This window comes from Achromobacter sp. RTa (genome assembly GCF_000757485.1).
GTDB lineage: Bacteria > Pseudomonadota > Gammaproteobacteria > Burkholderiales > Burkholderiaceae_B > Achromobacter.
The window spans coordinates 431,914-444,884 of record NZ_JPYO01000045.1 but is presented as its reverse complement, the minus strand read 5'-3'; the positions used below and the strand labels follow the sequence as shown (position 1 = coordinate 444,884).

General features: G+C 67.7%; 16 protein-coding genes. 10 read left to right on the top strand and 6 right to left on the bottom strand.

What is annotated here, in order from left to right:
* The first annotated feature begins 40 nt into the window (after nt 1–40).
* From JL37_RS26345 to JL37_RS26320, 6 genes are all read left to right on the top strand, one after another.
* Nucleotides 41–1,612 (top strand): ABC transporter substrate-binding protein, encoded by a 1,572-nt coding sequence (locus JL37_RS26345; RefSeq protein ID WP_043547947.1) that lies wholly within the window; start codon nt 41–43, stop codon nt 1,610–1,612.
* Between the two features lie 63 nt (nt 1,613–1,675).
* Nucleotides 1,676–2,593 carry an ABC transporter permease gene (locus JL37_RS26340; protein WP_043547946.1) on the top strand — a complete coding sequence of 306 codons (918 nt, stop codon included), beginning with the start codon at nt 1,676–1,678 and terminating at the stop codon, nt 2,591–2,593.
* 1 nt (nt 2,594) lies between these two features.
* Entirely contained in the window at nt 2,595–3,512 is a 918-nt protein-coding gene (locus tag JL37_RS26335; RefSeq protein WP_081955215.1) for an ABC transporter permease, read from the top strand.
* Between the two features lie 2 nt (nt 3,513–3,514).
* Entirely contained in the window at nt 3,515–4,504 is a 990-nt protein-coding gene (locus JL37_RS26330; protein WP_043547945.1) for an ABC transporter ATP-binding protein, read from the top strand.
* The gene (locus JL37_RS26325) at nt 4,501–5,490 is read left to right on the top strand and encodes an ABC transporter ATP-binding protein (protein ID WP_043547944.1); all 990 of its coding nucleotides are present in this window, start codon (nt 4,501–4,503) and stop codon (nt 5,488–5,490) included. The genes JL37_RS26330 and JL37_RS26325 overlap by 4 nt, the downstream gene beginning before the upstream one ends.
* Nucleotides 5,487–6,881, top strand: a complete 1,395-nt coding sequence (locus JL37_RS26320) for a M20 family metallopeptidase (protein ID WP_043547943.1) — start codon at nt 5,487–5,489, stop codon at nt 6,879–6,881. Before JL37_RS26325 ends, JL37_RS26320 begins: the two co-directional genes overlap by 4 nt.
* A gap of 53 nt (nt 6,882–6,934) precedes the next feature.
* On the opposite strand, the gene JL37_RS26315 is transcribed toward JL37_RS26320, so the two are convergent.
* From JL37_RS26315 to JL37_RS26305, 3 genes are all read right to left on the bottom strand, one after another.
* Complete coding sequence (locus tag JL37_RS26315) at nt 6,935–7,180, bottom strand: helix-turn-helix transcriptional regulator (RefSeq protein ID WP_043547941.1); 246 nt, start codon at nt 7,178–7,180, stop codon at nt 6,935–6,937.
* Nucleotides 7,181–7,185: 5 nt separating this feature from the next.
* Nucleotides 7,186–7,737, bottom strand: a complete 552-nt coding sequence (locus JL37_RS26310) for a DUF2975 domain-containing protein (protein WP_043547940.1) — start codon at nt 7,735–7,737, stop codon at nt 7,186–7,188.
* 156 nt (nt 7,738–7,893) lie between these two features.
* Nucleotides 7,894–8,454, bottom strand: coding sequence for a helix-turn-helix domain-containing protein (locus tag JL37_RS26305; protein WP_341867915.1), 561 nt, complete (start codon nt 8,452–8,454; stop codon nt 7,894–7,896).
* 197 nt (nt 8,455–8,651) lie between these two features.
* On the opposite strand from JL37_RS26305, the gene JL37_RS26300 reads away from it, so the two are divergent.
* The 3 genes from JL37_RS26300 to JL37_RS26290 all read left to right on the top strand — a co-directional run bounded on the left by JL37_RS26300 (nt 8,652) and on the right by JL37_RS26290 (nt 10,900).
* The gene (locus JL37_RS26300; RefSeq protein ID WP_231570435.1) at nt 8,652–9,053 is read left to right on the top strand and encodes a carboxypeptidase regulatory-like domain-containing protein; all 402 of its coding nucleotides are present in this window, start codon (nt 8,652–8,654) and stop codon (nt 9,051–9,053) included.
* A 108-nt stretch (nt 9,054–9,161) separates the two neighbouring features.
* Nucleotides 9,162–9,695 (top strand): hypothetical protein, encoded by a 534-nt coding sequence (locus tag JL37_RS26295; RefSeq protein ID WP_043547939.1) that lies wholly within the window; start codon nt 9,162–9,164, stop codon nt 9,693–9,695.
* Between the two features lie 227 nt (nt 9,696–9,922).
* Entirely contained in the window at nt 9,923–10,900 is a 978-nt protein-coding gene (locus JL37_RS26290) for a tripartite tricarboxylate transporter substrate binding protein (protein ID WP_043547938.1), read from the top strand.
* Between the two features lie 21 nt (nt 10,901–10,921).
* On the opposite strand, the gene JL37_RS26285 is transcribed toward JL37_RS26290, so the two are convergent.
* From JL37_RS26285 to JL37_RS26275, 3 genes are read right to left on the bottom strand one after another with little or no spacing between them, the layout of a single operon-like run.
* A complete protein-coding gene (locus JL37_RS26285) occupies nt 10,922–11,236 on the bottom strand; it encodes a hypothetical protein (RefSeq protein ID WP_043547937.1) in 315 nt (104 codons plus the stop codon).
* Nucleotides 11,226–11,732 carry a DUF523 domain-containing protein gene (locus JL37_RS26280; protein ID WP_043547936.1) on the bottom strand — a complete coding sequence of 169 codons (507 nt, stop codon included), beginning with the start codon at nt 11,730–11,732 and terminating at the stop codon, nt 11,226–11,228. Before JL37_RS26280 ends, JL37_RS26285 begins: the two co-directional genes overlap by 11 nt.
* A 42-nt stretch (nt 11,733–11,774) precedes the next feature.
* Nucleotides 11,775–12,041, bottom strand: a complete 267-nt coding sequence (locus JL37_RS26275) for a hypothetical protein (protein WP_043547935.1) — start codon at nt 12,039–12,041, stop codon at nt 11,775–11,777.
* A gap of 94 nt (nt 12,042–12,135) precedes the next feature.
* On the opposite strand from JL37_RS26275, the gene JL37_RS26270 reads away from it, so the two are divergent.
* Nucleotides 12,136–12,960 carry a helix-turn-helix domain-containing protein gene (locus JL37_RS26270; protein ID WP_052097609.1) on the top strand — a complete coding sequence of 275 codons (825 nt, stop codon included), beginning with the start codon at nt 12,136–12,138 and terminating at the stop codon, nt 12,958–12,960.
* The last annotated feature ends 11 nt before the right edge of the window (nt 12,961–12,971 follow it).

Sequence of the window (12,971 nt, the reverse complement as noted above, 5' to 3'; positions counted from 1 at the left end):
GATACGCAGTACGTGCAGTGACTTCCACAGGAGCCTCGCCATGGCCGATTGCCGCGTCACCCCCGTATCATCCCCGCCCGCCCTCCGTTGCATTCCATCGCTGAAAGCCCTGGCAGCCGCCGTGCTCGCCTGCGCGGCCGTGGCCGCCCAGCCGGCGCTGGCCGGCAAGAAGGACGACACGCTGCGCATGGCCTACGACCAGGCGCCCGAAAGCGTGGACCCGTACTACAACAACGTGCGGATCGGCGTCATCATCGCCGCCAACGTCTGGGACACCCTGCTCTACCGCGACCCGGTCACCAACGAGTACAAGGGGCAGCTCGCCAAGAGCTGGAAGCAGATCGACGACAAGACCATGGAGTTCGAACTGCGCCAGGGCGTCAAATTCCACAACGGCGAGGAATTCGACGCCGACTCGGTGGTGTACACGCTGAACTACGTCGCGGATCCCAAGAACAAGGCCGTGACGCAGCAGAACGTGGCCTGGATCGACAAGGTCGAGAAGATCGACAAGTACAAGGTCCGCCTGACCACCAAGGAGCCCTTCCCCGGCGCCAAGGAATACCTGTCCACCACTGCGGCCATCCATCCCGCCAAGTACTACAAAGAGGTCGGCCCCAAGGGCATGAACGCCAAGCCGGTGGGCTCGGGCCCGTACAAGGTGGTGGATTACCAGCCCGGCAAGTCCATCACGCTGGAGCGCAACGCCGACTACTTCAAGGATTCGCCCAAGGCGCAGCCCAAGATCGGCAAGGTGATCATCCGCTTCATCCCCGACCGCCAGACCCAGATGGCCGAGGTGATCTCGGGCGGCGAGGATCTGATCATGAGCGTGCCCAAGGACCAGGCCGAACAGCTGGGATCCATGCCCGCGCTGCAGATGGTCACCGGCAACACCATGCGCATCGTCTTCATGCAGATGAACATCCTGGAAGGCACGCCCGCGCCGCAGCTCAAGGACGAACGCGTGCGCCGCGCCATCATCCACGCGATCGACCGCGAATCCATGCTGAAGAACATCGTGGGCGAAGGCGGCGGCCTCATCAACACGATCTGCACGCCGTCGCAGGTAGGCTGCACCCAGGAAGGCGCGCCCGTCTACAAGTACGACCCCGCCCTGTCGAAGAAGCTGCTGGCCGAGGCCGGCTATCCGAACGGCTTCGATATCGACATCGTGGCGTACCGCGAACGCAACCAGACCGAAGCCATCATCAACTACCTGCAGGCGGTGGGCATCCGCGCCAAGCTGAACTTCCTGCAGTACGCCGCCATGCGCGACATGATCCGCGCCAACAAGGCCTCGCTCACGCACCAGACCTGGGGCTCGAACCTGGTCAATGACGTGTCCGCATCGACGCCGGTGTACTTCGCCTTCGGCAACGACGACATCACCCGCGACCCGCAGGTGCGGGACCTGCTCAACAAGGGCGATCACACGATCGACAGCGCGGCGCGCAACGCCGCCTACAAGCAGGCGCTGGACCTTATCGCGCAGAAGGCCTACGCGGTGCCGCTGTGGACGCTGCCGGCCTATTACGTCGCCACCAAGGACGTGAACTTCAAGCCCTACTCGGACGAGCTGGTGCGCTTCTGGGACATGAGCTGGAAGTAAGGCGCAGGCGTCGCCCGGCCGGCCGCGCGCCGGCCGGGCGACGCGAAACGGAAAGGAAGTCCTATGCTTTACTTCACGCTCAGGCGCCTGGGCCTCGCGGTCCTGGTGGCGCTGACCGTCTCGATCCTGGCATTCCTGCTGCTGCATCTGTCGGGCGATCCGGCGCTGGCGCTGGCCGGCGAAGGCGCGAGGCAGGCCGATATCGAGATGATCCGCAAGACCTACGGGCTGGACCGGCCGCTGGCGGTGCAGTACGCCGACTGGCTCTGGCATATCCTGCAAGGAGATTTCGGCACCTCGGTGTACTTCAAGACCGAGGCCGGGCCGCTGATACTCTCCAAGCTCACGACCACCCTGCTGCTGGGCCTGAGCGCCCTGGGCTTCGCCCTGCTCATCTCCATTCCGCTGGGCGTGCTGGCCGCGCTCTACAAGGACAGCCTGATCGACCGGATCTGCCTGGCGGTAGCGGTGCTGGGGCAGGCCCTGCCCAATTTCTTCTTCGCGCTGATCCTGATCATGCTGTTCTCGATCTCGCTGCGCCTGCTGCCGGTGTCGGGCAGCGGCACCTGGCAGCATTTCGTGATGCCGGCCATCGCTCTGGGCTATTACGTGGCTCCCGCCTTCATGCGGTTGATCCGGGCGGGCATGATCGAGGTGCTGGCCGCCGACTACATCCGCACGGCCCGCGCCAAGGGCCTGCCGGCCCGCAAGATCGTCTTCAAGCATGCGCTGCGCAACGCCATCGTGCCGGTGGTGGCGCTGGCCGCGGTGCAGCTGGGCTACCTGCTGGGCGGCTCGGTCGTCATCGAAACCATCTTCGCGCTGGACGGCCTGGGCTACCTGGCTTATCAGAGCATTACCTACAAGGACTATCCCGTGATGCAGCTGATCGTGCTGCTGCTGTCGGTGCTCTACGTGCTGCTGACCCTCGCTTCCGATATCGCCAACGCCTGGCTAGACCCTCGCATCCGGGTGTCCTGACATGACCACACCCTCCTTCACCCCGCCCGTGCCCGGGGCGCCCCCGCAGGCGCCGCTGGAACTCTCCGCCTCGGCCCTGCGTTGGCGGCGCCTGAGGCGCAACAAGGCGCTGCTGGCCGGCGGCGGCATCCTGCTCGCCATCGTGCTGATCGCGCTGTTCGCGCCCTGGATCTCGCCGCATGACCCGTATTACCAGGACCTGGCGTACCGCACCGCGCCGCCCGTCTGGTACGCCAAGGGCACCTGGCTGCACCCGCTGGGCACCGACCAGCTGGGCCGCGACTACCTGTCGCGCCTGTTCTACGGCGCCCGCATCTCGCTTTTGATCGGCATCAGCGTGGCCCTGATCTCCGGCCTGATCGGCACCGCCATGGGCATGGCCGCCGGCTACTTCGGCGGCAAGGTCGACATGGCCGTTTCCTTCCTGATCACCACGCGCCTGTCCATGCCGGTGATCCTGGTCGCGCTGGCCACGGTGGCGATCGTGGGCGGCTCGCTCTGGGTCGTGATCCTGGTGCTGGGGCTGCTCAAATGGGACCGCTACGCGGTGGTCATGCGCAGCGCCACCCAACAGGTGCGTTCGCTGGAATACGTGGCGGCGGCGCAGGCGGCGGGCGCGTCCACCTGGCGCATCGTGTGGGGCGAGGTGCTGCCCAACGTGGTGCCGCAACTGATCGTGATCGCCACGCTGGAAGCCGCAAGCGCCATCCTGCTGGAGGCGTCGCTGTCGTTCCTGGGCCTGGGCGTGCAGCCGCCGCTGCCGTCCTGGGGCCTGATGATCTCCGAGGCCAAGGCATACATGTTCTTCTCGTTCTGGCTGATCGCCATTCCCGGGTCCGCCCTGGCCCTGCTGATCTTCGCCATCAACCTGGCGGGCGACGGGCTCCATCAACTGCTGACGCCTGAAGAGAGGGCCTGACCATGGCCGTCAACGACATCGTCCTGGACGTGCAGGGCCTCACCGTCGACATCGCCACGCCGCGCGGCGCCCTGCACGCGGTGCGCGACGTGTCCTTCCAGGTCAGGCGCGGCGAAACGCTGTGCCTGGTCGGCGAATCGGGCTGCGGCAAGTCCATGACCTCGCTGGCCATCATGGGCCTGCTGCCCAAGGCCGCGCAGCGCCGTACCCGCCGGCTGTCGGTGCTGGGAGAAGACCTGTCCGCCGCCCGCGGGCGGCGCGTCAACGCCCTGCGCGGCAGCAAGATGGCCATGATCTTCCAGGAACCGATGACGGCGCTGAACCCCGCCTACGCCATCGGCGAACAGCTCACCGAGCATTACATCCACCACTGCAAGGCCAGCGCGCAGCAGGCGCGCGACCGGGCCGTGGAGCTGCTGGAGAAGGTCGGCATCGCCTCGGCCGGCCAACGGCTTTCCCAGTATCCGCACCAGTTGTCGGGCGGGCTGCGCCAGCGCGTGATGATCGCCATGGCGCTCATGTGCGGGCCCGAATTGCTGATCGCCGACGAGCCCAGCACCGCGCTGGACGTCACGATCCAGGCGCAGATCCTGCGGCTGCTGGCCGATCTCCAGGCCGAGCTGGGCATCGCCATGGTGCTGATCACCCATGACCTGGGCGTGGTCGCGCGCATCGCGCGGCAGGTCGCGGTCATGTACGCGGGCCAGATCGTGGAGGAAGGACCGGTGGCCGAGCTCTTCGCCGCGCCCCGCCATCCCTACACGCAAGGCCTGCTGGGCTGTATCCCGGTGCCCGGCCGGACTCCGCCGGGCGCGGCGCTGGGCACCATACCCGGCGTCGTGCCCGCCCTGATCGGCGATCTGCAAGGCTGCGCCTTCCGTGACCGCTGCCCGCACGCGCAGGCGCGCTGCCGCGAGACCGTGCCCGTGCACGGCGCCGACACCGGGCAGCGCTGGCGCTGCATTCTCCATCCGGAAGGAGTCCTGGCATGAGCCCGACGAGCCCCCTGCTGCAAGCCGACGCCGTCAGCCGCCAGTTCTCGATCCGCTCGGGCATGTTCCGGCCGCGCAGCACCTTGCATGCCGTCAACGGCGTGGACCTGGCGGTGGAGCGCGGCGCGGTGCTCGGCATCGTGGGCGAATCGGGCTGCGGAAAATCGACGCTGGCCCGCATGCTGCTGGGCCTGACGCCCCCGACCGAAGGCGCGGTCAAACTGGATGGGCAGGATATCCGCAGCCTGGGCCGGCGCGCGCTCGCCCGGCGCGTGCAGCCCATCTTCCAGGACCCGTACTCCTCGCTGAACCCAAGGCGCTCCATCGCCTCCATCGTATCCCTGCCGCTGGAGGTGCACGGCATCGACAACCCCAGGCAGCACAAGGCGATCGAGATGCTCGAGCGCGTGGGGCTGCCGCCGCGGCTGGCCCACAACACGCCGGGCCAACTGTCCGGCGGGCAGCGCCAGCGCGTGGCGATCGCGCGGGCGCTGGTGATGCATCCCGAGATCGTCATCTGCGACGAGCCCACTTCCGCGCTGGACGTATCGGTGCAGGCGCAGATCATGAACCTGCTGATGGACCTGCGGCGCGAGTTCAACCTGACCTACGTCTTCATCAGCCACAACCTGGCGGTGGTGGAGCACATCGCCACCCACGTGGCGGTGATGTACCTGGGCAGGGTCGTGGAGTCCGCGTCCACCGCGCAACTGTTCCACGATCCCCGCCACCCCTATACGCAGGCGCTGCTGGCGTCGGTGCTCACGCCCGAGCCCGGCCTGGGCATTCCGGACATGGGGCTGGGCCTGTCGTTCCCCGACCCGCTGCGCCCGCCCTCGGGGTGCCCGTTCCATCCCCGCTGCCAGCACGCCATGGCCCAGTGCAAGACGGAACGCCCGGCGCTGACGCAGCGCGAACACACCCTGGTGGCCTGCCACCTCTATCCCCCCGTCCCCTCTTCCCCGAACGGAGCCAACCCATCATGACCCGCGCACATGCCATCGCCCAGGCGGAACAGTGTTTCGACTCCGGCGCCTTCCGCTCCCTGCTGGCGCGCCGCCTGGCGATGCCCACCGAAAGCCAGAACCCCGACCGCGCCGCGGTCCTGGCCGGCTACCTGGAATCCGAGATCCGCCCGGCCTTCGAAGCCCTGGGCTTCAAGTGCCGGACGCTGACCCACCCGAAAGCGCTGGCGCCCTTCCTTTACGCCGAACGCATCGAAGACCCGGCCCTGCCCACCGTGCTGGGCTACGGGCACGGCGACGTCATCCGCGGGCTGGAACGGGAATGGAAGGAAGGCCTGTCGCCCTGGGGGCTGACCGAGTCCGAAGGCCGCTGGTACGGCCGCGGCATCGCCGACAACAAGGGCCAGCACACCATCAATATGGAAGCGCTGCGGCTGGTATTGGAAACGCGCGGCAAGCTCGGCTTCAACGCCAAGTACCTGATCGAGATGGGCGAAGAGACCGGATCCATGGGCCTGCGCGAGCTGTGCGACGAGCACCGCGACCTGCTCGCGGCCGACCTGCTCATCGCGTCCGACGGGCCGCGGCTGAGCGCGGAGCGGCCCACCGTCTTCCTGGGCGCGCGCGGCAGCCTGAATTTCGACCTGAGCATCGACGCCCGCGCGGGCGGCCATCACTCCGGCAATTGGGGCGGCCTGATCTCCAACCCGGGCATCCAGCTGGCCCACGCGATCTCCACGCTGGTGTCGCCCACCGGCCAGATCCGCGTGCCGGAATGGGTGCCGCCGGAGCTGCCCGCCGGGGTGCGGCGCGCCCTGGCCGATTGCCAGGTGGACGGCGGCGCCGACGGCCCCGAGATCGAGCCGGACTGGGGCGAGCCCGGGCTATCGCCTGCCGAGCGCGTGTTCGGCTGGTGTTCGTTCGAGGTGCTGGCCTACAAGACCGGCAACCCCGACACCCCCGTCAACGCCATTCCGCCCAAGGCCTGGGCGCGCTGCCAGCTGCGTTTCGTGGTGGGCGTGGACCCGGACGAACTCATTCCCGCACTGCGCCGCCACCTGGACCGCCAGGGCTTTCCCATGGTGAAGATCACCCTCACGCGGGAAAACATGTTCCGCGCCACGCGCATCGATCCGGAAGACGCCTGGGTGCGCTGGGCGGTGGACTCGCTGGAACGCACCTCGGGCGCCAAGGCTGCCGTGTTGCCGAACCTGGGCGGATCGCTGCCCAACGACATCTTCACCGACGTGCTGGGCCTGCGCACGATCTGGGTGCCCCACTCCTATCCCGGCTGCTCCCAACATGCCCCGAACGAACACCTGCCGCCGGAACTGCTGCGCCAGGCGCTGAGCCTGATGACTGGCCTGTACTGGGACCTGGGCGCAGGCGGCACGCCCGCGCTGGCGCGCTGAAGCCGAGCGCAGGTTCTGAAGCGCGCGGGCGCCTCGTGGCGCCTACGCGGACCTCATTCGCCCTCCGGCGATGAATCGGCGGCATCAGGTTCGCCGCCTGGCACATATTCCAGCAGATCTCCCGGCTGGCAATCCAGGTACCGGCAGATGGCTTCCAGCGTCGAAAAGCGGACCGCGCGCACCTTGCCCGACTTCAACAACGACACGTTGGCCTCGGTGATCCCGACTGCCCGGGCCAGTTCATTGGACCGGATCTTGCGCTTGGCAAGCATGACATCCAGATTGACGACGATAGCCATGCGCGTCAGACCGTAAGCTGCTGGTCTTCGTTGATCTTGCGCGCCTCGTCCATCACCCAGGCGATCACCATCAGCACGCCGCCCGCCACCGCCGCGACCATCACGCCAGCGTCTATCCCCACGCTGATCAGCCGCTGCCCCGGAGGATTGCCCGACGATATCGTCAGCGCCATGATCGGCGTGTAGAGCAGCTGCGCGACGGCGAACAACGCCAGCGACAGGCCGAACCCGCGCAGCGCCGCCACGTTCCGTTCGCCGAACATGACGCCCGCCGCGTAAAGCCGGAACAAGCGGCGCAGATGAACCAGCCCCAGCAGGACGGGCCACGCCAGGCCCAACGAGAGCGCCAGGCAGGCGCCGCGCAACAGCGGCGGGAACGACGGCACCGTCGCCACTCCGTCCATCCACTTGGCGTTCAGCGTGGCAAGGTCCAGCGTTGCCCAATAGATTACGACGAGCGCCACCGCGCCCGCCATCAGGGCGCTGCACACGCCGGCAAACCGCCGGCTGATCCTGCCGATGCGTTGTTGATTGGCTTCCTGGCATTTCGCGTTCATGGCGCTGGCCCCGCTAGGTGAGTTTAAGTTGGCGAGAGCATAGCATTATTTATTGATAAACAATAATTTTTTAAATCAAAACAGAAATATTTTGAGCATCTCACGCACGTGGACCTTTGCCGGCCGGCCGCGTCCAGACGAAAAAAAAGCCTCCGGCTAGGAGGCTGATCCGGGCGGCTGCCGTATTCGCATGCCGTCGAGAAAAAGGTCTGTGATGAAATCCGCCTGGGCCTCGCGCTGCTCCGCGTCGGGGGCTTGCCGGGTGAAGCGCTCGATGGCGCCCATCAGCGATTGCGCGAACCAATCGGCGCGGACCTCCGACCTGAATAGGCCCGCCTGCTGTTCCGCCCGCACGTTGTCGGCGATCATCGCCACCAGCTCGTCCTTCAAGGCCTCCGCGGCGGCGACCTGGAAGAAACCGATGCGGGTGAGGTTGGGATCTTCCTGCAGGATGCTCAAGAGGCCGTTCACGCCCCGGCGGATGCGGCCGGCCAGTTCCGCCCCGGCCAGCCCGGCCGGCAGGCGCGCCTGGCCGACGGCGTGGCGCAGGCGCTGGGCGAACATTCCCACCAGTTCATCGTAGGCGGCTTGCTTGCTGGTGAAATACTGATAAAAGACGGGTTGGGTCACGCCGGCGCGGGCGACGATGTCGCTGATCCGGGTATGCTGGAATCCGCGTTCGGCGAACTCCGCAGCGGCGACCTCCAGGAGCTGCAAGCGGGTGCGTTCACCTTTAGTGAGACGCTTGTCTTGCGATGAAGTGGGGGGCGGGGCCGTAATCATCGCGAGAAAATACTACCGTTCAGCACTTTTAGCCACTCCTTCAGAAGCGATACTTTCCGTCGATGACCTTGATGTTGCGCGTTTGGCCCGCCGCCCTTGCGATCCCCCTTGCCGTCCTCGGTTCCGGTTGCGTGCCCTACCCCGTCTACAAGACGATGCAGCCCGATGCGCGCATCACCGTGCTGGACTCAGGCTCGCAGCCCGTGGCGGATGCCCGGGTCGTCCTGATCAGCAGTTCCTATCCCTATGGCCGGGAGCGTTTCCGCAATGAAGCGCGCAGCGGATCCGATGGCGTAGCCACTTTCCAGGCGATCCGCGAGTGGCGCGCGGAATCCATGATGCTGCATGGATCCCAGGTCTATTTCTGGAACTGGTGCGTGGAGAAAGAGGGTTACGAAACGTACGAAACCCTGAACCGCGAACCCTCGGGTTTCGACGACGAGGCGCGGATCCAGTTGCAGGCCGGCAAGTCCCGTCCGTGCAACAACGAGCAACTGCCGCAGGCTCCGCGCCGCAGTCCTGAAACGGGTTGAAATCCCGGTAGCGCTTGAGACAGGTTGTCGCGCCGGGGGCGGCGGTAAAGTAACGGTATCGCCCCGGGCAGCGCAACGCGCCCGCCCGGGCGCACAAGGAGCGGAATCATGAAGCGGTTTTCGAGCCGGGCGGCCATCGCGGCGCTGGCTCTGGCGGTGGCCAGCGCGCCCGCGATCGCGGGCGGCAGACATGGCGGTTATTGGGGCGGCGGCCATGGCGGCGGGTATCACCATCACCACAGCGGCGGCAGCAGTTCCAGCGGCTGGTGGATAGGCGGCGCGTTCGCGCTGGCCGCGGTCGGCCTGATGCTTGCGGCGGACTCCGGCCCGTCCTACGCGCAGGCGGGCGTCTACGCGCCCGGCGTGGGCTACACCAGCCCGCCCGTGTATGCCTCCCCCGTCTATGACGCGCCTCTGTATGAGCCGCCGCCCGCGTACGCGTCCGCGCAGCCGCAGTACGCGCCGGCGCAGCAATACGAATCCGCGCCGTCCATCGATGCGGCGCAGGCCGGCGCCAGCACGGACTGCCGGCGCTGGGCCATGAACCAGAGCGGCTATGACCCGGCCACCCCGACGCAATGGACCACCCAGGTCACGGTGGACACCTACAACCGCATGCTGGATTCCTGCATGAAGCGGTAGGCCCCCCTAGCCGCTACGCGGGCCCCCAGGGGGCGGCGCTGGCGGACCGGCTCGGGGGGGGCGCGTTAATGCGAAGGCCCCTATCGCTGCATCCCCCTTGCCCTTCTCTGCGGGTATACCCGGTTGTCTCTGCGCGCCGGCGTGCACACACTGCATGCCGGCGCGTCGCGTTGGACGGCCGTCATTGCGCCCAGGCGTAGACCGCCGGGCATCAAGGGGAAAAAAGCATGTTGAATTTCAAGCGGATCGCCGGGCTTTGCGTGTTCGGCGCGGCCTGCGCGCTCTCCGGCGGCGCCTACGCCCAGGCCGACTCCAAGGCCCAGGCCATGACCATCGTGGTGCCCTACGGCGCCGGCGGCATCGTCGACAACACGGCCCGCGCCTTCGCCCAGAAGCTGGCGGCGGAACTGGACAGGCCGGTTGTGGTGGAGAACCGCGGCGGCGCGGGCGGCATGATAGGCATGAACGCCGTGGCCCGGGCCCATGACGAAAACACGCTGGGCTTCACCGCCGTCAGCCCCGTGACTTTGTCGCCGCATGTGATGAAGACCCTGTACGACCCGCTGAAGGACCTGGCGCCCGTGGCCGCCGTCATGTATTCGCCGGTCTACCTGGTGGGCGGCCCGAAGTTCACGGGCAAGACCTTCAAGGACATGCTTTCCCAGGCCAAGGCCGACCCCGACGGCCTGTCGCTGGCGACGGCCGGCGTCGGTTCGCTGGGCCATCTGATGCTCGAACAGATCAACGGCCAGGCCGGCGTGCGCATCGCCCACGTGCCGTACAAGGGCATGGCGCAAATGGTGCCCGACGCACTGGGCGGCCAGTTCACGCTGATGCTGGTCAACGCCTCCGGCCCGATCAACGCGCTGATCGACGAAGGCAAGCTGAAGCTGCTGGCGGTGGGCTCGCCCGTGCGGCTGCCGGCCCGGCCGGACACCCCCACCCTCGCCGAACTGGGCTACCCCATGGCCAATATGACGTCCACCTTCGGGTTCTTCGCCCCCGCCGGCACCAGCCCGGAGTTCCGCGCGCGCATGAACGGCCTGATCAACAAGATCGCCGCGATGCCGGACATCAGCAAGCCGCTGACCGACGCGCTGAACATCATGTCGCCGGGCACCATGGAGCAGTTCACGGCCCAGGTGCAAAAGGAATACGCGGACAACGGCAAGATCGTGAAGGAAGCCAAAATCCGCAGCGAATAGGCGCGGCGGCGGGCTGGCGGATCAGCGCCGCCCGGCCCGCCAGAGGCACAGCAGGCCTGCGATCAGCAAGGCGCCGGCCGGCAGGATCCAGACGAATCCCGACTCGGTATAGACCACTTGATCGACCGGATCGTAGTAGCGGCCCAGTTCATTGAAATCCCATTTCAGGTATTGCGCGTACCAGGCATAGAAGCTCAGCCCGGACAAGCCCATGCAGACCCCGCCGGCCGCCCGCAGCAGCCAGCTGCGCCCGGCGCGACCCGCCATCTTCCATGCCAGGGCCGCGCCGCCCGCCACGGCCAGCAGCGCCAGCCACGCCGCCACTCTAGCCGCCATCGTCCGCCTCCAGGCCGGCCAGCCAGGCCTGGGCCTCGGGCCACTGCTTTTCGCTGAATACGCGCACACCCTCCCGGCCCAGCAGTTCGGCCGTCACGCCCATGCCGGGCTGTTTGCGGCCGGCGAAATGGCCATCGTAGACATAGCCGCTGCCGCAGGACGGGCTGCCTTCTTTCAGTACCGCCATGCGGATTCCATGCCGGCGCGCGGCGGCCAGCGCCTCCTGGGCGCCCCGCACGAACGGGGCCGTCACGTCCTCTCCGGACACCGCCATGACGCGGGCGCGGCCGGCCAGCACGGCGGCCGCATCGGCGTCCGGCTCGATCTCGGCGGGCGGCCGGGGGACCGGCAGGCCGCCCGCCCTTTTCGGGCAGACGGACAACACCCGGCCTTCCTCCAGCCAGCGCGCCAGAACCGTGTAGTCATGCGAAAAGCCGCGCCCGTCGTAGCGCACGGGCTTGCCCAACAGACAGGAGCTGACCAGAACGTATTGCATGCCCGAATCCCGGATCCAAAGCCGGGATGATAGAACACGGCATCACGCGCCGCCGGCGTCCTGCGCCCCCAGCCACGCCCGCAATGCCGGATCGCGCACCTCCAGCACTTCAAACAGGCCCAGCGCGCGCAGCGCGGGCAAGGCCTCTTGGATATCGCGCCTGGCGGCGGCCACGGCGCTTGCCGGGGCTTCCGGATCGATGCAGACGCGCGCGTTGGCCAGGAATGCCCCGACCGTGCCCTTGCGCACCTTCACGCCATTGAAATCGCCTTGATCCCTGCCATCCGGCAGAACGTCCTGTGCCCGCATGATTGCTCCCGCTGTTCCGATACAGGCGTTACGATAGACCCGCCACCCTGGCTAGTCTGCGTTATTTCGGTCAATCAATACGGTATTTTTGCCAATGCCTACTTCCGCCCTTTCGCGCCCGTTGCTGGATCCTGGGCGCGCCCGGTCGCGCGGGGGCCCACGCCTGATCGCCGTCAGCCGCCACGACGGCGCGCTGCGGCACACCGCCACGCACCAGCATGCGCGCGGCCAGTTGCTGGGCGCCTATCAGGGCCTGCTGACCGTCTATGCCGGCGAAAGCCAATGGGTGGTGCCCGCGCAGCAGGCGGTATGGATTCCTCCCGGCCAGCCGCATGGGCTGCGCTCCCATGGCCCCTATGCGGGCTACAGCGCGTACCTCAGCCCCTCCGCCTGCGCCGGCCTGCCGCAAGCGCCTTGCGTGCTGCAGGCTTCGGCCCTGCTGCTGGCGGCCGTCGAGCGCGCCGCGGGGTGGCACGAGGGCGCAACCGAATCGTCCGGCCCTTCGGGCCGCCGCATCGTGGAATTGATCCGGGATGAGATCCGCACCCTGCCGCGCGCCGGCGCAGCCCTGCTGCTGCCCCGGGAACCCCGGCTGCAGCGCCTGGCGATCGCGCTGTCGGACCAGCCTTCGGACACCCGGTCGCTGGAAGATTGGGCTGGCGCCATCGGCATGGCGCCGCGCACGCTGGCGCGCCGCTACCTGGCGGAAACCGGATTGACGGTGGGGGCCTGGCGGCAGCGCGCCCGCCTGATGCGGGCGCAGGAAATGCTGGCGGGCGGCGCCGCCGTGACCGCCGTGGCGCTGGAGCTGGGCTACGACAACGTCAGCGCCTTCATCGCCATGTTCAAGCGCGAGCTGGGCACCACGCCGGGTCGCTACGGCGCCCCGGCGGATCAGGAAGGGCCGGTACGCCCCTGAGCCGATCGACG